A 20,609-nucleotide genomic window follows, 5' to 3' on the forward strand; every position below is an offset into this window, starting at 1 on the left:
GTGGGGCATGGTGTTTGAGCGCTGGACGCGCCAGTATCTGACCCGTGGCGGGACAGGTCGGAAGTGTGGTCTCGGTCCTTGCCGTGCTCATCGCGCTTGCTGCCGCCGTCGCCGGCGCCCTGCGGCTGCGTGCCCGGCGGAGTATCGCCACCGCCATGCAGCGCGCCACCTACGACGTCCTGCACACCGCTGCCCTCGCCGCCGAGCCGCTGCGGGCCGGGCTCACCCCCGCGAGTGCCGGGAAGGCGGTCCGCCACCTGCGCACGCTCGTCGGCGCGGTGGGGATGGCGATCACTGACGGACAACAATGCCTGGGCTACGACGGCCGGGGATCGCACCACGAGGAACAGCTGACGGCCGCCGCCCGCCGAGCCACCGGGACGCAGCGATCCGTCGTACTCAATGGGTCTGATCTGCCGTGTGATCGGGTGGACTGTGTGGTGCGCGGGGCGGTGATCGCGCCGCTGGCCGGGCCCGACGGGACCGCGGAGGCCGCGCTGGTGGCGGTGGCCGACGATCAGCCGGCGCCGGGGCTGGTGCAGGCGACGCTGGAGGCCGCGCGGTGGGCCGGTTCACAGCTGGCGCTCGCGGAGCTGGAGTCGTCGCGGGAGCGGCTGGCGCGGGCCGAGGTCCGGGCCCTGCGCGCGCAGATCAGCCCGCATTTCATCTACAACGCGCTGACCGCGATCGCCTCGTTCGTGCGCACCGACCCGGAGCGGGCGCGCGAGCTGATCCTGGAGTTCGCCGAGTTCACCAGGTACTCGTTCCGCGCGCACGGCGAGTTCACGACGCTGGCCGAGGAGCTGCGGTCGATCGACAGGTACCTGACGATCGAGCGGGCCCGGTTCGGTGACCGGCTGCAGGTGCGGCTGCAGATCGCGCCGGAGGTGTTGCCGGTCGGCCTGCCGTTCCTCTGCCTGCAGCCGCTGGTGGAGAACGCTGTACGGCACGGACTGTCCCGCAAGCCGGGCGTCGGTATGGTGAGCATCGAAGCTCGTGACGCCGGCGCGGAGTGCCACATCACGGTGGAGGACGACGGCGTCGGCATGGACCCGGCGGTTTTCACGGAGCGGCACTTCCCCCACAGAAACGAGGAAGAGGACGGCCAGCACGTCGGTCTGGTGAATGTGGACGAGCGGCTGCGATCGGTGTTCGGCGACCACAACGGCCTGGTGGTGGAGACCGCTCCGGGCGCGGGTACGAGAGTGAGCATGCGGGTGCCGAAGTTCCATCCCGAGGTCAGGGCATGAGCCTCGTGGTCCTGGCCGTCGACGACGAGCCCCCGGCGCTGGACGAGCTGGCGTACCTGTTGAACGCGGACGGCCGGGTGGCGCACGTGCACCGCGCGGGCGACGCGACCGAGGCGTTGCGGGTGCTGCGGGACACCGAGGTGGACGCGGTGTTCCTGGACATCCGGATGCCCGGCCTGGACGGTATGGAGCTGGCCCGGATCCTGCGCCGGTTCGCGCAGCCACCGGCGATCGTCTTCGTGACCGCCTACGACGACGGCGCGGTCGACGCGTTCGATCTGGGTGTCACCGACTATGTGCGTAAGCCGGTGCGTGCCGAGCGTCTGGCCGAGTCGCTGCGCCGGGTGGCCGGTCTGCGGGCGACCACGGCGCCGCCGCTGCCTCCGGACGAGCCGGCGATTCCGGTCGAGCTGGCCGGCACCACGCGGATGCTGCCCCGGTCGGCGGTGCGGTGGGTGGAGGCGCAGGGTGACTACGCCCGGCTGCACACCGGAGAGACATCCCATTTGGTACGGGTATCGCTGGCCACCCTGGCCGAGCGGTGGGCGAATGCCGGTTTTGTCCGCATCCATCGCTCCTACCTGGTTCAACTCCGGCTGGTCACCGAGCTTCGCCTCACCAATTCCGGATATGTCGTGTCCGTCTACGGCGTCGAACTCCCGGTCAGCCGCCGCCACACCCGCGAGCTGAAGGACCGGCTGATCCGCGCCGCGAAACACGACTGGACCCGCTAATCCACACGGTTGTCCACAGCCTCACAGCTTTTCCCACAGGGTTATCCACAGGCTGAAGCCGGTTTTCTTAAGTCTCGGATCGTCTCCACAGATCGTTCACAAGTCCACCGCGCCCTCTCCCCGGCAGGCCAATAAGCTGCTGATTCCACGTACCGAGGAGGTGTGCAGCAGGTGGAGACGACCGAACGACGGGTTCTCGTGGTCGAGGACGAACGGGCGATCGCGGACGCCGTCGCGGCCCGGCTGCGCGCCGAGGGCTTCGCCGTGCAGATCGCCGGCGACGGCCCGTCCGCGGTCGAGGCGGCCCGCACGACCCGGCCCGACGTCGTGGTGCTGGACGTGATGCTGCCCGGCTTCGACGGCCTCGAGGTGTGCCGCCGGATCCAGGCGGAACGGCCGGTGCCGGTGCTCATGCTCACCGCCCGCGGCGACGAGACGGATCTGCTGGTCGGCCTCGCGGTCGGCGCGGACGACTACATGGCGAAGCCCTTCTCGATGCGCGAGCTGGCCGCCCGGGTGCACGCCCTGCTCCGCCGCGCCGAGAAGATCACCGCGGCGCACGAGAGCACGATCCGGCTCGGCGACCTGGAGATCAATCGGGCCGAGCGGCGAGTGCTGCGGGCCGGCGTCGAGGCGCATCTCACGCCGACCGAGTTCGACCTGCTCGTGCACCTGGCCGGGCGCCCGCGCACGGTGCTGCCCCGGGAGCGGCTGCTCGCCGAGGTGTGGGGCTGGGCGGACGCATCGGGCACCCGCACGGTGGACAGCCACATCAAGGCTCTGCGGCGCAAGCTCGGCGCGGACCTGATCCGCACGGTGCACGGCGTGGGGTACGCGCTGGAGGTGGACCGATGACCGTCCACAGTGCCGTGATTCGCCTGCTCAGCTGGTTGCCGACCCCGCTCGACCCGGTGCGCTCGATCAAGGCGAAGCTCTCCCTGGCGCTCGGTTTCGCCGGCGGGGCGGGCCTGCTGGTCTTCCTCTGGAGCATCGACTTCTACCGGGTGGACCTGCTCTGGATCGCGATCGCCGCCGCGCTCGGCCTGGTGACGCTGCAGGTGATGGCGCACGGCGCGACGGTTCCGCTGCGCGAGATGACGGTGGCCGCCCGCGCGATGGCCCGCGGCGACTACACCCGCCGGATCCGGACCCGCTCGCGGGACGAGGTGGGCGAGCTGGCTTCGGCGTTCAACCAGATGGCCGCCGACCTGGCGGCCGCGGACCAGCAGCGGCGCGAGCTGATCGCGAACGTCTCGCACGAGTTGCGTACGCCGATCACCGCGCTCCAGGGTCTGCTGGAGAACATCGTCGACGGTGTCGCCGAGCCGGAGCCCGCCGCGATGAGCACCGCCCTGGCACAGACGCAACGGCTCAGCCGCCTGGTCACCGACCTGCTCGACCTGTCCCGGCTGGACGCCGGAGTGGTTCCGCTGCGCCAGGACGTCATCGACGTGCCGGAGTTCCTGGACGACGCGGTGCGCGAGGCCGCCATGAACGCCGGCCCGGACGTGCGGTTCGCGGTGTCCGCCCCCGGCATGGTCATCTCCGGCGACCGCGAGCGCCTGCACCAGGTCCTCGCGAACCTGCTGGACAACGCGGCCCGGCACAGCCCGCCCGGTGGCACCGTCACGGTCCGCGCCGAACGCCGCGACGAGCATCTGCTGCTCGCCGTGGTGGATCAGGGCGTGGGCATCCCGGCCGCGGAACGGGAGCGGGTCTTCGAACGCTTCACCCGCGGCGAGCGGGCCGCCGGCGGGGGCACCGGTCTCGGCCTGGCGATCGCCCGCTGGGTGGTGCAGATGCACCGGGGTTCCATCGCGGTGGTCGAACCGGACGGCGACCGCGGCTGCCACATTCAGGTACGGCTCCCGCTGCACCCGTGCTCTTGACATTTCGTCCGGGCGGGACAGACTGCCGGACATGGCCGCCGATCAGCCCTCGTCCGCGCGTACCCGGGTGGTGCTGGCCGAGGCAGCGGCCCGGCGGGCCGCCACCGACCGGACCGGCATCGACCTCACCGAGCAGACCCCGGTCGGTGAGGCGCTGGTCAAGGGCCTGGTCCGGGCCCAGCTGGCGCTCGCGCTGCGGCTCTCGCTGGTGGTGCTGACCGGCCTCGGGACGCTGCCCCTGCTCTTCGTGGCGGCACCCGGCGTCGGTGAGTTCCGGGTGGCCGGGGTGCCGCTGCCGTGGCTGCTGCTCGGGCTGCTGTCGTTCCCGTTCCTGGTCGGGATCGGCGCGCTCTACGTGCGCTGGGCCGAGCGGAACGAGCAGGACTTCGCGTCGGTGATCCGGCGGCCGGAGCGGTGAACCCGTACCTCGGTCCCGGTCTGATCGTGGTCGTGCTGCTGACCGTGGCGATCGGCGCGTACGGCCTGCGTTTCGCCCGCACCACCTCGGACTTCCTGGTGGCGTCCCGTTCGGTGAGCCCGACCTGGAACGCGGCGGCGATCAGCGGCGAATACCTGTCGGCCGCGTCGTTCCTGGGCGTCGCCGGGCTGATCCTCTGCTACGGCGTCGACATGCTCTGGTACCCGGTGGGTTTCGCCGCCGGGTACCTCGCGCTGCTGCTCTTCGTGGCGGCGCCGCTGCGCCGGTCGGGGGCGTTCACCCTGCCGGACTTCTGCGAAGTGCGGCTGCGGTCCCGGCCACTGCGCCGGCTGGCGACCGGGTTCGTGCTCTTCATCGGCTGCCTCTACCTGCTGCCGCAGTTGCAGGGCGCCGGCCTCACGTTCGCCACGATCACCGGCGGTTCGTACGCCTGGGGCGCTCTGCTGGTCGGCGTCGTGGTGACCGCGAACGTGGCGTTCGGCGGGATGCGGGCGATCACCTTCGTGCAGGCCTTCCAGTACTGGCTGAAGCTGACGGCGCTGGCCGTACCCATGATCTTCCTGATTCTGCAGTGGCAGTCCGACGGGCGCCCGGCCGCGACGCCGCCGGAAGGCGCGGTCTTCCCGGTCGCCACCACCGTGGTGATCGAGCAGGACGCGGTCCTCGACGGGATCACCGTGGTCCGGGCCGGCGAGACGCTGCAGTTCGCGGCCGGTGACCCGGTTCCCCGGGTCAGCACCGTGGATGCCGGGTTCGGCGCGGACTGGCTGCTGCCCAGCGGCGACCGTGAGCTGTTCGCGACGTATTCACTGATTCTCGCGACGTTCCTGGGCACGATGGGCCTGCCGCACGTGCTCGTCCGCTTCTACACGAACCCGGACGGCGCCTCGGCCCGCCGCACCACGCTCGTGGTGCTCGCCATGGTGGGCCTCTTCTATCTGCTGCCCACCCTGTACGGGGTGCTCGGCCGGATCTACACCCCGCAGCTGCTGATGACCGGCCGCACCGACGCGGTGGTGCTGCTCCTGCCGGAGGCTGCGCTCGGTGGCGGCCACCTGGGCCGGCTGCTCGGCGCGCTCGTCGCGGCGGGTGCGCTCGCGGCGTTCCTCTCCACCTCGTCCGGCCTGCTCACCAGCGTGGCCGGGGTGATCTTCACGGATGTCCTGCGGGCCGGCCGCAGCGGTTCGATCCGCGAGTTCCGGCTGGCCACGGTGCTGGCCGCGGGGGTGCCGACGCTGTTCGCCCTCTTCGTGTCCGACATGGACGTCTCCGAGGTGGTGGGCCTGGCGTTCGCGGTGGCGGCGTCCAGTTTCTGCCCGTTGCTGGTGCTCGGCATCTGGTGGCGCGGTCTGACCGATGTCGGCGCGATCGCCGGAATCGTCGCCGGCGGGGGTGCCGCGGTGGTCGCGGTGCTGGTCACCGTGCTCGGCCCGCCGTTGCACGGATGGGTCGCCGCGTTCATCGAGCAGCCAGCCGCGTGGACCGTTCCGCTCGCCTTCCTGGTGATGGTCGGTGGCTCGTTGCTGACCGGTCGGCGGGCACCGGCCGACGTCGGGGCCACCATGCTCCGGCTGCACGCTCCGGAGTCCCTGCGGGTGTGACCGGTTCCGCGGAGGCGCTTCGGACCGATACGTTCGCTTCATGACCATCCCGGCACAACGCACCCCGGACGCGATGCCCGCGATGTCGCTTCGTGGTCTCGTGAAGCGTTTCGACACCCGGCTGGCCGTCTCCGGAGTGACCCTGGACGTGCCGGCGGGTTCGTTCTTCGGCCTGCTCGGCCCTAACGGGGCCGGCAAGACCACGACCCTCTCGATGGCGGTGGGTCTGTTGCGGCCCGACGCGGGCCAGGCCGTCCTGCGAGGGTACGACGTCTGGCAGTCACCACATGACGCGAAAGCCCTGGTCGGCGTCCTCCCCGACGGTGTGCGGATGTTCGACAGGCTGAGCGGCCCGGAGCTGCTCGCCTACCACGGCCTGCTCCGCGGGATGCCCGCCGACGTGGTCGACCAGCGCGCCCGTGACCTGCTCGACGTCCTGGAGCTGGGCACCGACAACCGCACCCTGGTGGTCGACTACTCGGCCGGGATGAAGAAGAAGATCGGCCTGGCCTGCGCGCTGCTGCACGCGCCCCGGCTGCTGGTGCTGGACGAGCCGTTCGAGGCGGTCGACCCGGTCTCGGCCGCGCTGATCCGCGACATCCTCCAGCGGTACGTGGCAGGCGGCGGCACCGTGGTCTTCTCCAGTCACGTCCTGGAGGTGGTGGAGCGGCTCTGCTCGCACATCGCGATCATGTCGGACGGGGTGCTGCGGCTGCACGGCACGCTCGCGCAGGTCCGCGGCGACCGCTCGCTGCAGGACGTGTTCGTGCAGGTCGTCGGCGGCCGGGTGGCGACGGGTTCGGAGCTGGCGTGGCTGTGACCCCCGAACCGGCAGTCCCCCAGCCGGCGCCGTCACCTCTGCAGCCGACGCCGCCGACGCACGAGACGCCGGTGCCTCTGCCGCCGGCGAGCGCACGGCCGGTGACCATCGGTTCGTTCGTCCGCCTCAAGCTGCGGATCACCGGCAACGGCCTGCGCGGCCGCCCGGCCCGGATCGCGGTCTTCGTCATCGGCGCGGTGCTCGCCGGGTTCGCCGCGATCGCCGGCTACGCGATCTTCGCGGTGCCCGGCCTGCTCGACGACACCCGGGCCGCCGAGCTGCTGCTGCCGTTCGGTGGCGCGCTCGTGGTCCTCGGCTGGCTGCTGCTGCCGCTGCTCTTCTTCGGCGTCGACGACTCGCTGGACCCGGCGCAGTTCGCCCTCCTGCCGCTGCCCCGCCGCCAACTGATCACCGGGCTGGGCGCCGCCGCACTGGCCGGGCTGCCGGCGCTCGCCACGCTTGCCGCGACGGCCGGGACCGTGGACTCCGCGGCGCGGCTCGGCGGTCCGGTGGCGGCCGGCGCCCAGGTGCTCGGCATCATCGTCGGACTGCTCCTCTGCGTGGCCGCCAGCCGCGCGTTGACAAGCGCTTTCTCCACCGCGCTGCGGTCGCGCCGGGCCCGTGACCTGGCGACCATCGTGCTCGCCGTGGTGGCCGCGTCGATCGGGCCGGGTCAGCTGCTGCTGCTCGGGCTGGTGAACCGGGCGGACTGGGACGGCGCCGCCACGCTCGCCTCGGTGATCGGCTGGACACCGCTCGGCGCCCCCTACACCCTGGGGCTCGATGTGGTGGCGGGACGGCTCTGGGCCGTACCCCTGAAGCTGTTGATCTCGTGTGTGGCGGTCGGCCTGTTGCTCCGGTGGTGGAGCCGGACCATCGAGGGCGCCATGGCCGGCTCCGCGGGCGCCGGACGACGCACCGCGAAGAGGGACGACGCGCGCAGCCCTGTCGAACAACTGCTGCCGCGCTGGGCGCCCCGGTCGCGGTTCGGTGCGCTGACGGCCCGCGAGACGCGCTACTGGTGGCGCGAGACCCGGCGCCGCGCCGCCCTCATCACGCTCGCCGTGGCAGGCGTCTTCCTGCCGGTCTCCACCGCCTTCGGCACGGACGGCGCCGGCGCCGGGGGACTCGCGGTCCTGGTGGGCGCGATCGCGCCCATCGGTCTGGCAAACCATTTCGGGTACGAGGGGAGCGCCAACGCCACGAACCTGGCAACCGGGGTTCCGGGGCGTCTGGAAGTGCACTCCCGGGCCGCCGCGCACGCGCTGTTCACGGTGCCGATGCTGGTCCTCGTCGCCGTGGTGACCGGGTTGGCGGCGGGGCGTCCGGCGGGGATACCGGCGCAGTTCGGGACGCTGCTCGCCACCTACGGGATGGGTCTCGCGCTGGTGCTGCCCGCCTCGGTGCTCTTCGCGTACGCGTTACCCGACCCGTCGACGCCGTTCGCGCTCTCCTCGGGCGGCGGGATCAGCAAGGCGCTGCCCAGTCTCGGCACGGTGGTCGGCGCGCTGATCGGCGCCCTCCCGGTGGTGATCGCCGGGTACCTGCTCGGGCCGGTCTGGACGTGGCTCGGGCTGCCGCTGGGTTTCGCCTACGGCCTCGGCGCGTACCTGATCGGGGCGCACCTCGCGGGTGGCCTGCTCGACCGGCGGATGCCTGAGGTGCTGGCCGCGGTCTCCACCCGTTAGCGCATCTTCCGCAGGCCGTCGCGCTTCACGAAGATCACCCGGCGCTCGGTCGCGTCACCGGACGGGTCCAGCACGTAGCCGTCGATCCAGAGCCAGCCGTCATAGGTGATCCGCGGATCCACCCGGATCACCCGGAACGTCAGGGCCCGGCTCCCGGCGAACTGGACACTCGCCGCGCCACCCACGTAAAGCACGTCCCCGGCCTGGGGCAATGCTTCACTCATGCGGGCCGCCTCCCGTGTCGCCGGATTTGACGTTACACAGGTTGCGTATGTGGATGACACCCGCGAATTGTCCACTTTCGAGTGTGATCAGGGCCGTCCGGCCGTGCGCGATCCCGGGCTGACCCGCAGACCCTCCTGCCGCACGAAGATGCGGCGGCGCTGCAGCGCGTTCCCGGCCGGGCCGAGAACGTAACCGTCCAGCCAGATCCAGCCGTCGTAGGTGGCCCGCGCGTCGACCCGGATGATCCGGAAGGTCAGCGCCCGGTCACCCGAGAACTGGACACTCGCCTCCGCGCCGACGTGCACGACGTCACCCGGTCGCAGGTCCACCGCCGCCCTCCCTCCCCTGTACAGCCGACTACAAAATAGTTTGGGATCAATCAAATGGGATAGCGGCATGCGCAATCTGTAATCGGGAGAATGATCGGGTGAACAACGACGAACCGGGCGCCCGCATCCACTCCACCGATCCGTTCGCCGTGCCGGACGCCGGTAAATCCCCGGTGCGCCGTCTGCGTGGGCGCTTCGCCGCCCCGGTCACCATCTGGACCACGCCGGGGCCGTCCGGCCTGACCGTCTCGTCCACCGTGGTGGCCGACGGAGATCCGGGCCGGATCCTCGGCCTGATCGACGAGGAGAGCGACTTCTGGGACGCGGCGGCACAGGCCGGGCGGTTCGCGGTGGTCCCGCTGACGCCGGCCGACCGCCAGCTGGCCGACCGGTTCGCCGGCCTGATGCCGTCGCCGGGCGGCCTCTTCGCCATCGGCGAGTGGCAGGAGACGCCCTACGGCCCGGTGCCCGCCGGCGCCGCCACATGGGCCGGCTGCCGGCTGGAGAGCAACCGGGAATGCGGATGGGCGCTGCTGGTGGAGGGCGTGATCGAATCGACGACCTTCCCCGGTGACGCCGCGCCGCTGGTCCACTACCGCGGGCGGTACACCGAGCTCACCTGACTGCCGCTCAGCGCAGTCAGACCACCACTCAGCGCAGACGGCTGCCGGTAGCCGGTGACCTGGCCCACACCTTCGTACGGTGCCGGAAAGCCCGTCCTGACGAAGGTGGTGAATCCCCGTGCCGGCCTCCGCCGAGAGATACCTCGAAGTGCAGCGCTCCGAGGAGTTTGCTCAACTGCGCCGCAAGCTGCGCAATTTCATCTTCCCGACGACGATTGCGTTCATCGTCTGGTACTCCCTCTATGTGCTGCTCTCCGCGTACGCGCGGGACTTCATGAGCATCAAGCTGATCGGCAACATCAACGTCGCCCTGGTCTTCGGCATCCTGCAGTTCGTCTCGACGTTCGCGATCGCCTGGTATTACGCCCGGTTCGCGGCGAAGGAGATCGACCCGCGCGCCGATGCCGTTTACCAGGAGCTGGAGAACACCCCGTCGGCCGCCGTTGATCGGAGTGCCGACTGATGGGCTCCCTCTTCGCCGCCGAGGCGGCCACCAGCGGCTCGCGGTCGCTCACCATCACGCTCTTCCTGGTCTTCGTGGCGATCACCCTCGGCATCACGGTCTGGGCGAGCCGTCAGACGAAGACCGCCACCGATTTCTACGCCGGCGGCCGGCAGTTCTCCGGCTTCCAGAACGGCATGGCGATCGGCGGCGACTACATGTCCGCCGCGTCGTTCCTCGGCATCGCGGGCCTGATCGCCCTCTACGGGTACGACGGCTTCCTCTACTCGATCGGCTTCCTGGTCGCCTGGCTCGTGGCGCTCCTGCTGGTCGCCGAGTTCCTGCGCAACTCCGGCCGGTACACGATGGCCGACGTGCTCGCGTTCCGCATGCGCCAGCGGCCGGTGCGCACCGCGGCGAGCGTCTCCACCATCGTCGTGTCGATCTTCTACCTGATCGCCCAGATGGTCGGCGCGGGCGCGCTCGTCTCGCTGCTGCTCGGCCTCAAGCCGGGCACCGAGTTCCTCGGCATGGACGCCGACACCGCGAAGGTCGCGACGATCATCCTGGTCGGCGCGCTGATGATCATTTACGTGACGGTCGGTGGCATGAAGGGCACCACCTACGTACAGATCGTCAAGGCCTTCATGCTGATGGGCGGCGCCTTCATCATGGTGCTGCTGGTCCTGGCGCACTACAAGTTCAACCTGTCCGCGCTGCTCGGCGACGCCGCGACACGATCGGGCAAGGGCTCGGCCTTCCTGGAACCGGGCCTGCGATACGGCGTCGAGACAGCCGGTGACGCGGCGAAGACCTTCTACAGCAAGATGGACCTGCTCTCGCTGGGCCTCGCGCTGGTGCTCGGCACCGCCGGTCTGCCGCACATCCTGACCCGCTTCTACACCGTGCCGACCAGCCGGATCGCGCGTAAGAGCGTGCTCTGGGCGATCGGCATCATCGGCACCTTCTACCTCTTCACCCTGGCCCTCGGCTTCGGCGCGGCGGCCCTGGTGGGCGGGGAGAACATCACCGCGCAGGACAAGGCCGGCAACACCGCCGCGCCGCAGCTCGCCCAGCAGCTCGGCATCGATTACCTGGGCGGCGACACCGGCGGCTCGATCATGCTGGCGGTGATCGCGGCGGTCGCCTTCGCGACCATCCTGGCCGTGGTGGCCGGTCTCACACTCGCGTCGTCGTCGAGCCTCGCGCACGACTTCTACGCCAACGTGATCAAGCGCGGCAACGCCTCGGAGCGGGACGAGGTCCGGGTCGCCCGGATCTCCGCCTTGATCATCGGTGCGGTCGCGATCGCCCTGTCGATCTTCGCGCAGAGCCTCAACGTGGCGTTCCTGGTCGCGCTCGCGTTCGCGGTCGCCGCGTCGGCGAACCTGCCGGCGATCCTCTACAGCCTCTTCTGGCGCCGGTTCAACACCTCGGGCGCGCTCTGGTCGATCTACGGCGGCCTGGCCTCCGCGGTGATTCTGGTGTTCTTCTCCCCGGTCGTGTCCGGCTCAGCGACGGCCATGTTCCCGGACCAGGACTGGCACTGGTTCCCGCTGTCCAACCCGGGCATCATCTCGATCCCGCTCGGATTCCTCTTCGGCTGGATCGGCACGGTCATCTCCAAGGAGACCGACCCGGAGAAGTACGCGGAGCTCGAGGTCCGGTCCGTGACCGGACACGGCGCGCACTGATCCGCTCCACAGCCACTGATCCGCTTCGGAGCACGGGCCGGCGAGTCGCCACGCCGGCCCGTGTGCTCCATCTCACGTCCTCGAAAAACTCCCACCTTCGTGCCGAAGCGAGCCGTGAGTCCAGATGATTCGCCTTCACTACGTAATCTGGATCCATGTCAGCCACCTCCTCCCCTAGCGGCTACCCCTCCGGACGGGCGTCCGTGCCCGCTTACGGGGGCCGGGCTCCGGCAGCCCGCCCCACGGGAGGCCCGCGCGACGACTACGACGACTACAACTGGGCGCCGTCGGACCCTCCGCCGCCCCGCGGCCCGGGCGGTTCCGGTGGTGGCAGCCCCTACAAGGGGCGGCGCCCGCGTCCGCGCTGGAAGCGGATCGCTCTGATCGTCGGCGTCGTGGTGCTGATCCTCGCCGTGATCGCCGGCGTCTCGGCGTACGGCTACTTCAACGGCCTGGACAACAACCTCAAGCGCACCGACGCGTTCTCCGAGATCACCGCCGACCGCCCGGCCAAGACCGTCGAGGGCGCGTTCAACATCCTGCTGGTCGGCAGCGACTCACGAGACCCGGACGCGAAACAGGACCAGAAGAACGCCTGGCGCGCCGACACGCTGATGATCATGCACGTGCCGGCCGACCACAAGTCCGCCCAACTCGTCTCGATCCCGCGTGACCTGTGGGTCCAGATCCCGAGCGGCAACAACGAGCCGTGCACCTCGGGCAGCCGGGCCAAGATCAACGCAGCTTTCGCGTTCGGCGGCATCCCGCGCGCTGTGCGGACCGTCGAGTGCATGACCGACGTGCGCATCGACCACGTCATGGCGATCGACTTCGGCGGTTTCAAGGAGGTCACCGACGCGATCGGCGGCGTCGACCTGAAGGTCGACCAGACCATCACGTCGATCCACAAGCCGTACCGGAAGTTCACCAAGGGCATGATGCACATGGACGGCGCCCAGGCGCTGGACTGGGTGCGTCAGCGCAAGCAGTTCGCCCGCGGCGACTTCGCCCGCATGCAGCACCAGCAGGAGTTCCTGAAAGCGATCATGGACAAGGCGGCGAGCAGCGGCACGCTGACCAGCCCCACCAAGCTGGACGCCTTCCTGGACTCGGTGTCGGCCGCGGTCACCGTCGACGAGACCTTCTCGCTGAAGGACATGGCGCTGCAGTTCCGGAGCCTGCGCGGCGAGAACCTGACGTTCCTCACCAGCCCGAACAAGGGCAGTGACACGATCAGCGGCCAGTCCGTGGTGGTCTCCGACCGGGAGAAGGCGATCACGCTCTACAAGGCGATGGCCGAGGACAAGATGGCGGAGTGGATGGCCGCAAACCCGACAAAGAAGTAGCTTTCCGCAGGCCGACTTCATATTGAAACTTGCTAGATCTTTAGTTGGCCGCGAAGTGTCCGTAAGGTTATGCAGCCCTTCTTTCATTCAGCCACGGGGAGAGCTGCATGACCATCACGGCCGACCAGCCACCACCGTCACCGGAAATCGACGCTCTCCCCGACCCCGAGACCCCCGCCCCGGACGAGGGCAAACCCCGTGCGAAGAAGCAGCGATCGCCGCTCTGGGCGCGACTCAGCGTCGCGTTCGGGACGGTGCTGCTGGTGGCGAGCGGGGGCGGTCTGGTCGGCGGGAAGGTTCTGATCAGCCAGACGACCGACAGCATCGCTCTGGAGAACCTGACCGGCGACGCGAAGAAGACCGAGGCCGAGGGCGGCGGCGCCACCATCGAGGGCCCGATCGACATGCTGCTCATGGGCGTGGACGCCCGGGAGCGCTGGGCCGCGGACGAGCTGCGGTCCGACACGATCATCATCCTGCACATCCCGGCCAGCCACGACCAGGCGTACCTGATCTCCATCCCTCGTGACACCGAGGTCCAGGCGCCGGAGTTCGGGCCGAGCAAGTACGAAGGCGGCACGGTCAAGGCCACCGAGGCCTTCTACTGGGGCGCGCAGAACGGTGCCGGCTGGACCGGCGGAGCCCAGCTCCTCGCGAAAACCCTGAAGAACATGACGGGCATCAGCTTCGACGGTGCCGGGATCATCAACTTCGGCGGTTTCAAGAAGGTGATCGACCAGCTCGGCGGCGTCAAGATGTGCGTCGATCAGGAGGTCACCTCCAAGCACATGAAGCTGGTCGGCGGCGAGCCGATGTGGCTGGCCGACGCCCGCAAGACCGGCAAGCCGATGAAGGACGTCGTGCACAAGGTCGGCTGCAAGGAGATGGAGGGCTGGGAGGCGCTCGACTACGCCCGCCAGCGCTACGGTCTCAAGAACGGCGACTACGACCGGCAGCGTCACCAGCAGCAGCTGATCAAGGCGATGGCGAAGAAGGCCGCCGGCAGCGGCATCCTCAGCAACCCGCTCAAGATCGGCTCGATCATCCAGTCGGCGGGCGAGGCGCTCGTGATGGACGTCGGCGACATCGAGCTCACCGACTTCGTCCTCGGTCTCTCCGGCGTCGCGGCGAACGACATGGTGCTGCTGCGGACCAACAACGGCACCTTCTCCGGCAACGGGAACGGCCGTGAGGTGCTCAACGAGAAGAGCAAGGAGATGTTCCAGGCGGTCAAGAACGACAACCTGGCGCAGTTCGTTCTCGACAACCCGGACGTCGTCGCATCCGAGAAGTGAACACGTACGCTGAGTCCCGTGTTCGGACCACAAGTACCCAGCATCACTCCTGACCAGGTCGAGCCTGGCGCCTACCTGCTCGACGTGCGCGAGCCCGACGAGTGGACGGCCGGGCACGCCCCCGGCGCCCACCACCTGCCCATGATGGAGGTGCCCGCCCGGATGGCCGAGGTGCCGACCGAGGGCGAAGTGGTGGTCGTCTGCCGGGCCGGCGGGCGCTCCGGGCAGGTCGTCGCCTACCTGATGAACAACGGGTGGGACAACCTGCGCAACCTCGACGGCGGCATGCAGGCCTGGGCGGCCGCCGGGCGTGACGTGGTCAGTGAGAACGGACAGCCCGCCCGCGTCATCTGAGACCTCCGCGCGCCATGTCCGCCGACACCTACCGTCCGCTCGTCTTCGCCCACCGCGGCGGAGCGGACGCCCTGCCCGAGCACACGCTCGGGGCGTACCTGCGCGCGCTCGACGAGGGTGCGGACGGGTTGGAGTGCGATGTCCGGCTCACCCGTGACGGCCACCTCGTCTGCGTGCACGACGGGCGGCTGGACCGGACCAGCAACGGCCACGGCCGGGTCAGCAACAAGACCCTCGCCGAGCTGGACGCGCTGAACTTCGGCTCCTGGCACCCCGGCTATCCCGCCGACGAGGAGCTGCCGGACCTGTCCCGGCTGCTCACGCTGGAACGGCTGTTGGACGCGCTGCTCTCCAGTGGGCGCCGGGTCCGGCTGCTGATCGAGACGAAACACCCCTCCCGGTACGGGGCCGAGGTGGAGCGCCGCCTGGTCCGGATGCTGCGGCACTACGGGCTGGCGGAGCCCAAGCCGGAAGACCCCGTACAGGTGACCGTGATGTCTTTCGCCGCTCTGGCGCTGCGCCGGATCCGCGCTCAGGCGCCCGCCCTGCCACGGGTCTATCTGATGGAGTTCGTGCCACCCGGGGTCGGCCGGGGCCGGCTGCCGTTCGGGGCGGGCGCGGCCGGGCCGGGCGTCGACCTGATCCGGGCCCGGCCCGGTCTGCTGCCGGCGATCCGGGCGGCCGGCCATCAGACGTACGTCTGGACCGTGAACCAGCCGGCGGACCTCGACCTCGTCCTCGCACACCGGGTGGACGGGGTGATCACCGACCGTCCCCGCTTCGTGCTGGACCGCCTCGAAGAGATGTGACCTACGACACGGAGGACGTGTCAAAGCCAGGATCCGCTTAGGTTCGTCTGCCCAAATCCCGGTGGGCGAGGCACACTCGCAGACATGCCGGACCGTCCCGACTACGTAACACTGACCCGGGGTCAGATCGCGGTCCTCGGCCGTGTCGACGCGGGCGAGGCGGGCCTGTCAGTGCTCCAGCAGGTCGTCCAGCTCGCCCAGGACGCGCTCGGTGGCCGCGGCGCCGGCTTCGCCGAGTACGCGCCGGGCCACGGCCGGATCATCGCGGCCACAGGTGTCTGCGAGCCGGCGATCGGCCGCCGCGTGGACCAGCCGTTCACCCTCGATTCGGTCAACAACGCGTTCACACATCAGATCGAGGGCGGCAGCCTGCGCCACATGCTCGGCGCGCGATGCGAGGCGGACGGGGCCGTGGCCGGTTCCCTGCATGTCTACTTCGACGACCCTCTCCCCGGCGGCGGCACCGAGCACCACGCCGTCCTGGAGCTGCTCGCCGGCCATCTGGGCCGGCTCTACGGCATGCGTTCCGGCCTGCCGGTGCACCCGGAGCCCGCACCCGACGCCGACCGGCGTCAGGAGGACCGCGACCTCTGGGTCGCGGTCACCAGCCACGAGCTGCGGACCCCGGTCACCGTCATCAAGGGGTACGCGGACACACTCACCAACCACTGGGACACGCTCGGCGAGCCGGGCCGGCGGGAAGCCGTCCGCATCATCGGCACCCGCGCCGGCGAGCTGGCCCGCCTGCTCGACCGCCTGCTCTCCGCCACCACCGACGACGGCTCGGTCGGCGCCACGCCCGCCGGCCCGTTCGACCTGGCCGAGGCGCTGCGCGAGGCGGCCGGCGAGCTGCCCGGTGCGCTGCGCCAGCGGGTCCACTTCGGGGAGCTGCCACCGGACCTGCCGAAAGCGTTCGGCAACCGGGACTCGATCACCACGATCCTGACCGAGCTCGCCACCAACGCCGAGCGCAACTCGGACCCCGGCACCCTGATCGAGGTCTGCGCCGGCATCGACGACGACACCCTCCGGTTCCGGGTCTCCGACCGGGGCATCGGCATCGCCCCGGAGCATGTGGAGCGCGCCTTCGAGCGCTACTGGCAGGCCGCCGACGGCCGCCGGCCACCCGGTGCCGGGCTCGGCCTCTACCTGGTCCGCCGGCTCGTCGAGCGGCAGAGCGGCTGGGTCTCGCTGCGGCCGAGGGAGAACGGCGGCACCGTCGCCGAGGTTCGCCTGCCCCGCGCCTGACCAGCCCGTTCCCGACACGGGGTGGCCCGCGTCACCGGTTCCCGGTGTCCACCGCCTACGCTGGTTCCTCGTGAGCAAGCGTCGGAAGTCCCGCGAAACCGCACCGAAGACCAAGCTTCGCGACATCTTCGTCGCCCGCCCCTTCGAGGGCCTGGTGGACGAGCCGGAGTGGGTCGCGCTGCGTGAACTGGTGCCGGCCGCCTCCGCGCCGCTGACCCTCAAGCCCGAAATCATCGAGGAGTACGGCGACCGCCCGGTCACCCTCTCCACGGTGCTGCCGATGGCCTGGCCGGCGATGACCCGCCGCGACGGGCGCGTCTTCATCGGTCTGCAGCGCCACGTCCAGTCCGGTGACGTCTCCCGCGACCTGGCCGTGGCGATCCTCAGCGCGCTGCGGACCAAGCCCGGCGACACGGTCGCCGTCCCTGCGCTGCCCGGCGAGGGCCCGCGCCTGCAGGACGTGCTCGTCGACGGCCCGCTCGAGATCACCCTGCACGAGGGCTTCGAGTACTGGCTGGACGCCGAGCAGGCGCAGGACGCCACCGTGAAGGCCTCCCTCGAACGGGCGAACGCCTCGATCTACCCGACCGTGCGCCTGGCCGCCGCGAAAGCCGCCTACTGGTGCCGGGTCGCGCCGGACAAGAGCCACATCCGCTGGGTGCTGCCCGAGCCGGAGGACAAGGCGCTGGACGCGCTGGCCCGGCTCTCCGCGGCCGGTGAGCTCCTGCTCGGCGAGGACACCAAGTTCGCCGGGATGTTCCGCGCGCACGGGGTGCTCGTCCCGGTCTGGGACCTTCCCGGCGAGCCGGAGGGCGCAGACTGGGAGGCGGCGCTGGCCGACTTCGCGAAGCGCTACGCCGACACCCTCGCGGCGGACGAACCGCTCGACGCCGCAGCACGCCGCGCGAAGCAGGGCTTGATCGGCCGCCAGCTCACCCTCCGCTGACCGCGGCGTGGGCGGCGCGGCGTGGGCGAGACGTGCGGGCGGCGCTGGGGTTACGGGTGATTTGGGGGAACTAGCGGATCGCGCGTGATCGGGCAGCTCATGCACCGCGGCCCGCCCCGGCCGCTGCCCAACTCCGAGCCGCTGATCCGGATCACCTCGATGCCGGCCCGTTCCAACTGCGCGTTCGTCTCGACATTTCGCTCATATGCCACGCACAGCCGGGGTGCCAGCGCGAGTGTGTTGTTCCCGTCGTCCCACTGCTCCCGCTCGGCCGTGACCGGGTCCAGGCCGGTGTCGATGATCCGCAGATGGTCCAGCCCCATCGCCTCGGCCGCCGCCTCCAGGAACGGCCGGGGCGCCCGCACCGCAAGCTCCTCGCCGAGACCCGCGGTGATCGTCCAGGCGACCAGGGAACCGGCGACGTTGGGGTACATCACCACGGCGTCCACGTCGACCATCGTGCAGACCGTGTCGAGGTGCATGGTGGCGCGTTCCTGGGCGATCGGCACGGCCAGCACGGTGTGCGCGAGCCCGGTGGCCAGCACCCGGCGGGCGAGGCGCTCGGCACCGGCCGGTGTGGTGCGTTCACCGACGCCGATGGCGAGCACGCCGGGTGCCAGGATCAGCACGTCACCGCCCTCGACGTGTTCGAGCGCGGGCTCGTACAGGAGATCCGTCCCGGCGAACCGCGGGTGATAGCGATAGATCGCGTGAGTGATCGTGGTCTCGCGGCGGCGGGCCGGCATGGCGAGGCTGGTCACCGCGACCCGGTCGCCCACCCAGAGGGAGGAATCCCTGGTGAAGAGCAGGTTGGGCAGTGGGTCGATGACGAATTCATGCCGGTCCATCATTTCGTAGACCAGGCCGCCCGCCCCCGGTTTGATCTCCTCATGGGCGAGACCCGCCATCAGGACGCCGGCCAGGCGGGCCGGTTCCAGATCCTGGAGGTACGAGGTGACGACCGCCCGCAGGGAATCGCCGAGCCGTGGATCGGCCAGCACGCCGGCGGTCAGCTCGTCACGGGCCTCGGTCACGGCGAGCGTCTCGGTCAGCAACGTTTCCAGATACAACACCTCGACGCCACGGGACCGTAAGGCCTCGGCGAACGAGTCGTGCTCCTCTTGAGCGCGGCCCACCCACGGAATAGCGTCGAAGAGCAGGGAATCGTTGTTACGTGGCGTCAGCCGGGCCAGCTCGGGACCGGGGCGATGCAGCAGGACGGTGCGCAGTGCGCTGACTTCACTGTCGACGTACACACGACCGACGTTAGCCCGTACCGAGCGCGATCAGGCGGTGACGTTCTGACTAGATCTTGGGACGGTCATGCATCAAGCGGAGGACGACGATAACTTGGAAGGGTGCGACGAGACTGCGGCACTCAGGCGTACACATGCACCATCCGAAAGAAGATGTTGTCCGTGAATGCGGCATTCATCCATAGTCCTTCACCTTTCTTTCCCCTCTCCAGACCTGTTCCGTAGGCACACGAGCACGTACGGTAGTTGGAAAAGAGAGCCCAACTGACCTTTTGCCGGAGGTCGCAGTGACTGTCTTCCCCGCCCGCCCCGCTCTGCCCGTCCCGTCCAGGCCCCTCACCGACCGCCCGTCGGCGCCTGCTGCCCTCGAGGCACCGCGTCTGACGCCGGTCGAGTGGGCGCGTCGTCGTCGCGCTGATCGTGACGCACGTCGCTTGGAGGCCGCCGGGGCGCGCGCACTCACCCGACTCGACCGCCTCGGGCCGAACTGGCACATCGTGGACTGGCCGCGCACCGACGTCATGCAGGCGTACGCCGAGCCTGACCCGACCGACGAGCGCGCCGGATTCCTCGCCATCGGCCCCGGTGGTGTCTATGCGGTGACCGTCGCCGACCACGGCCGGTCCCGTGTCCTGATCGCCGGTGACGTCGTCCAGATCAACGGCAAGCGCCCGGCGTACATCGCCGAGGCTCGCCGGGACGCTCGCCGGGCCGCCAAGGCGCTCTCCGCGGCCGTCGGCCTCAACGTTCCGGTGACCGCGGTTCTCGCGTTCGTCGGTTCCGGGGTGATCAGCGTCCACGGTCTGCCGAAAGACTGTCTCGTGGCCACCGACAAGGAGCTCGACCGCCTGCTGATCGCCGGCGGCGCGAAGATCTCCCCGGCTACCGCGAGCAAACTCTCAGCCGTCGCCCACCATCCGGGTACCTGGGCAAATGCCCCCTATCGGCCGGCCGGTGACTACCGTTGGTACAGCAACGGACAGACGGCCGCTGACAAGCGCCCCACCCGCCGGTAACGTTTCTTGCTGACGCCGTCGACAGCCGGCACGCCTCACCACGAGGCGGCCGGCAGTCGCCGCGATTGATGCGAGGAGGAGCGGGTGGCGCATGTTGAGCTCTCCCTCTCGGGAGCGTTCGTCCCCCAGGCTCGGACACCGGCCGAGGCCGAGTTCGTCACCAGCGTCGAGCGCTGGAGCGCGACGGTGTCCGTCGCCGACGAGCCGTGTCTGGTCATCGACAGCGGCGGCCTGATCCTTGCCGTCTCGCCGTCCGCCAGCGAGCTGCTCGGGCTGGGCAAGCCCGTCGAGGCGATGGGTCAGCGGCTCGGTTCCGCCCTGCGGCTGATCGACTTCACCGCGAGCGCGGGCCCGCTGGAGGAGCCGGAGGCGGAGAAGATCCCGCCGCTGCTCGCCGTGCGCAGCGAGAGCCTCGCGCGCGGGCTGCTGCGGGTGGCCGGCGAGCCGCCGCTGACGGTCGACGCGGTCTCGACGCCGCTGCGGACGGGCGACCGGGTGGCCGGTTCGTTGACCTTCCTGTCCCCGGTACGATATTGACGTCCCCTTTGTCCCCGAAGATGTGGCGTTTGACGCAGCTGAGGGGCATTGGTCGTTACACGCTCGCA

The 20,609-nt window shown here is 70.2% G+C and carries 22 protein-coding genes; 19 read left to right on the top strand and 3 right to left on the bottom strand.

Annotation, left to right across the window (positions count from 1 at the left end):
- Nucleotides 1-44: 44 nt before the first annotated feature.
- The 8 genes from AMIS_RS39630 to AMIS_RS39665 all read left to right on the top strand — a co-directional run bounded on the left by AMIS_RS39630 (nt 45) and on the right by AMIS_RS39665 (nt 8,421).
- Nucleotides 45-1,250, top strand: coding sequence for a sensor histidine kinase (locus AMIS_RS39630; protein WP_014448125.1), 1,206 nt, complete (start codon nt 45-47; stop codon nt 1,248-1,250).
- Nucleotides 1,247-1,984, top strand: coding sequence for a LytR/AlgR family response regulator transcription factor (locus AMIS_RS39635; RefSeq protein WP_014448126.1), 738 nt, complete (start codon nt 1,247-1,249; stop codon nt 1,982-1,984). The genes AMIS_RS39630 and AMIS_RS39635 overlap by 4 nt, the downstream gene beginning before the upstream one ends.
- 162 nt (nt 1,985-2,146) lie before the next feature.
- Entirely contained in the window at nt 2,147-2,839 is a 693-nt protein-coding gene (locus AMIS_RS39640) for a response regulator transcription factor (protein WP_014448127.1), read from the top strand.
- Nucleotides 2,836-3,873, top strand: a complete 1,038-nt coding sequence (locus tag AMIS_RS39645; RefSeq protein WP_014448128.1) for a HAMP domain-containing sensor histidine kinase — start codon at nt 2,836-2,838, stop codon at nt 3,871-3,873. Before AMIS_RS39640 ends, AMIS_RS39645 begins: the two co-directional genes overlap by 4 nt.
- A gap of 31 nt (nt 3,874-3,904) precedes the next feature.
- On the top strand, nt 3,905-4,291 hold the full coding sequence (locus AMIS_RS39650; RefSeq protein WP_014448129.1) for a hypothetical protein: 387 nt from the start codon (nt 3,905-3,907) through the stop codon (nt 4,289-4,291).
- Nucleotides 4,288-5,913 carry a sodium/solute symporter gene (locus tag AMIS_RS39655; protein ID WP_014448130.1) on the top strand — a complete coding sequence of 542 codons (1,626 nt, stop codon included), beginning with the start codon at nt 4,288-4,290 and terminating at the stop codon, nt 5,911-5,913. Before AMIS_RS39650 ends, AMIS_RS39655 begins: the two co-directional genes overlap by 4 nt.
- A 40-nt stretch (nt 5,914-5,953) precedes the next feature.
- On the top strand, nt 5,954-6,733 hold the full coding sequence (locus AMIS_RS39660) for an ABC transporter ATP-binding protein (protein WP_014448131.1): 780 nt from the start codon (nt 5,954-5,956) through the stop codon (nt 6,731-6,733).
- Nucleotides 6,734-6,834: 101 nt separating this feature from the next.
- On the top strand, nt 6,835-8,421 hold the full coding sequence (locus AMIS_RS39665) for an ABC transporter permease (RefSeq protein ID WP_231859188.1): 1,587 nt from the start codon (nt 6,835-6,837) through the stop codon (nt 8,419-8,421).
- Here AMIS_RS39665 and AMIS_RS39670 read toward each other — a convergent pair.
- Together AMIS_RS39670 and AMIS_RS39675 are read right to left on the bottom strand one after the other, a co-directional pair.
- Nucleotides 8,418-8,645: a hypothetical protein gene (locus AMIS_RS39670; RefSeq protein WP_014448133.1), complete on the bottom strand. Its 228-nt coding sequence runs from the start codon at nt 8,643-8,645 to the stop codon at nt 8,418-8,420. The genes AMIS_RS39665 and AMIS_RS39670 overlap by 4 nt on opposite strands.
- 87 nt (nt 8,646-8,732) lie before the next feature.
- Nucleotides 8,733-8,975, bottom strand: coding sequence for a hypothetical protein (locus AMIS_RS39675; protein WP_014448134.1), 243 nt, complete (start codon nt 8,973-8,975; stop codon nt 8,733-8,735).
- 98 nt (nt 8,976-9,073) lie between these two features.
- Between AMIS_RS39675 and AMIS_RS39680 the strand changes: the two genes are divergently transcribed.
- The 9 genes from AMIS_RS39680 to AMIS_RS39720 all read left to right on the top strand — a co-directional run bounded on the left by AMIS_RS39680 (nt 9,074) and on the right by AMIS_RS39720 (nt 17,732).
- Nucleotides 9,074-9,598: a flavin reductase family protein gene (locus tag AMIS_RS39680; RefSeq protein WP_014448135.1), complete on the top strand. Its 525-nt coding sequence runs from the start codon at nt 9,074-9,076 to the stop codon at nt 9,596-9,598.
- A 118-nt stretch (nt 9,599-9,716) separates the two neighbouring features.
- The gene (locus AMIS_RS39685; RefSeq protein WP_014448136.1) at nt 9,717-10,061 is read left to right on the top strand and encodes a DUF485 domain-containing protein; all 345 of its coding nucleotides are present in this window, start codon (nt 9,717-9,719) and stop codon (nt 10,059-10,061) included.
- Complete coding sequence (locus AMIS_RS39690; protein WP_014448137.1) at nt 10,061-11,734, top strand: solute symporter family protein; 1,674 nt, start codon at nt 10,061-10,063, stop codon at nt 11,732-11,734. Before AMIS_RS39685 ends, AMIS_RS39690 begins: the two co-directional genes overlap by 1 nt.
- Nucleotides 11,735-11,889: 155 nt before the next feature.
- Nucleotides 11,890-13,080 (top strand): LCP family protein, encoded by a 1,191-nt coding sequence (locus AMIS_RS39695; RefSeq protein WP_041830356.1) that lies wholly within the window; start codon nt 11,890-11,892, stop codon nt 13,078-13,080.
- A gap of 107 nt (nt 13,081-13,187) precedes the next feature.
- Nucleotides 13,188-14,375, top strand: coding sequence for an LCP family protein (locus AMIS_RS39700; RefSeq protein WP_014448139.1), 1,188 nt, complete (start codon nt 13,188-13,190; stop codon nt 14,373-14,375).
- A gap of 18 nt (nt 14,376-14,393) precedes the next feature.
- A complete protein-coding gene (locus tag AMIS_RS39705; protein ID WP_014448140.1) occupies nt 14,394-14,729 on the top strand; it encodes a rhodanese-like domain-containing protein in 336 nt (111 codons plus the stop codon).
- A 14-nt stretch (nt 14,730-14,743) separates the two neighbouring features.
- Nucleotides 14,744-15,538 (top strand): glycerophosphodiester phosphodiesterase, encoded by a 795-nt coding sequence (locus tag AMIS_RS39710; RefSeq protein WP_014448141.1) that lies wholly within the window; start codon nt 14,744-14,746, stop codon nt 15,536-15,538.
- A gap of 84 nt (nt 15,539-15,622) precedes the next feature.
- Complete coding sequence (locus AMIS_RS39715; protein ID WP_014448142.1) at nt 15,623-16,786, top strand: sensor histidine kinase; 1,164 nt, start codon at nt 15,623-15,625, stop codon at nt 16,784-16,786.
- 70 nt (nt 16,787-16,856) lie between these two features.
- Entirely contained in the window at nt 16,857-17,732 is an 876-nt protein-coding gene (locus tag AMIS_RS39720) for a DUF5926 family protein (RefSeq protein WP_014448143.1), read from the top strand.
- A 50-nt stretch (nt 17,733-17,782) separates the two neighbouring features.
- On the opposite strand, the gene AMIS_RS39725 is transcribed toward AMIS_RS39720, so the two are convergent.
- On the bottom strand, nt 17,783-18,988 hold the full coding sequence (locus AMIS_RS39725; RefSeq protein WP_014448144.1) for an arginine deiminase: 1,206 nt from the start codon (nt 18,986-18,988) through the stop codon (nt 17,783-17,785).
- 287 nt (nt 18,989-19,275) lie between these two features.
- On the opposite strand from AMIS_RS39725, the gene AMIS_RS39730 reads away from it, so the two are divergent.
- Both AMIS_RS39730 and AMIS_RS39735 read left to right on the top strand, forming a co-directional pair.
- Nucleotides 19,276-20,004, top strand: a complete 729-nt coding sequence (locus tag AMIS_RS39730; RefSeq protein WP_014448145.1) for a hypothetical protein — start codon at nt 19,276-19,278, stop codon at nt 20,002-20,004.
- 84 nt (nt 20,005-20,088) lie between these two features.
- The gene (locus AMIS_RS39735; RefSeq protein ID WP_014448146.1) at nt 20,089-20,541 is read left to right on the top strand and encodes a PAS domain-containing protein; all 453 of its coding nucleotides are present in this window, start codon (nt 20,089-20,091) and stop codon (nt 20,539-20,541) included.
- Nucleotides 20,542-20,609 lie beyond the last annotated feature (68 nt).

It is taken from the genome of Actinoplanes missouriensis 431 (genome assembly GCF_000284295.1).
Classification (GTDB): domain Bacteria; phylum Actinomycetota; class Actinomycetes; order Mycobacteriales; family Micromonosporaceae; genus Actinoplanes; species Actinoplanes missouriensis.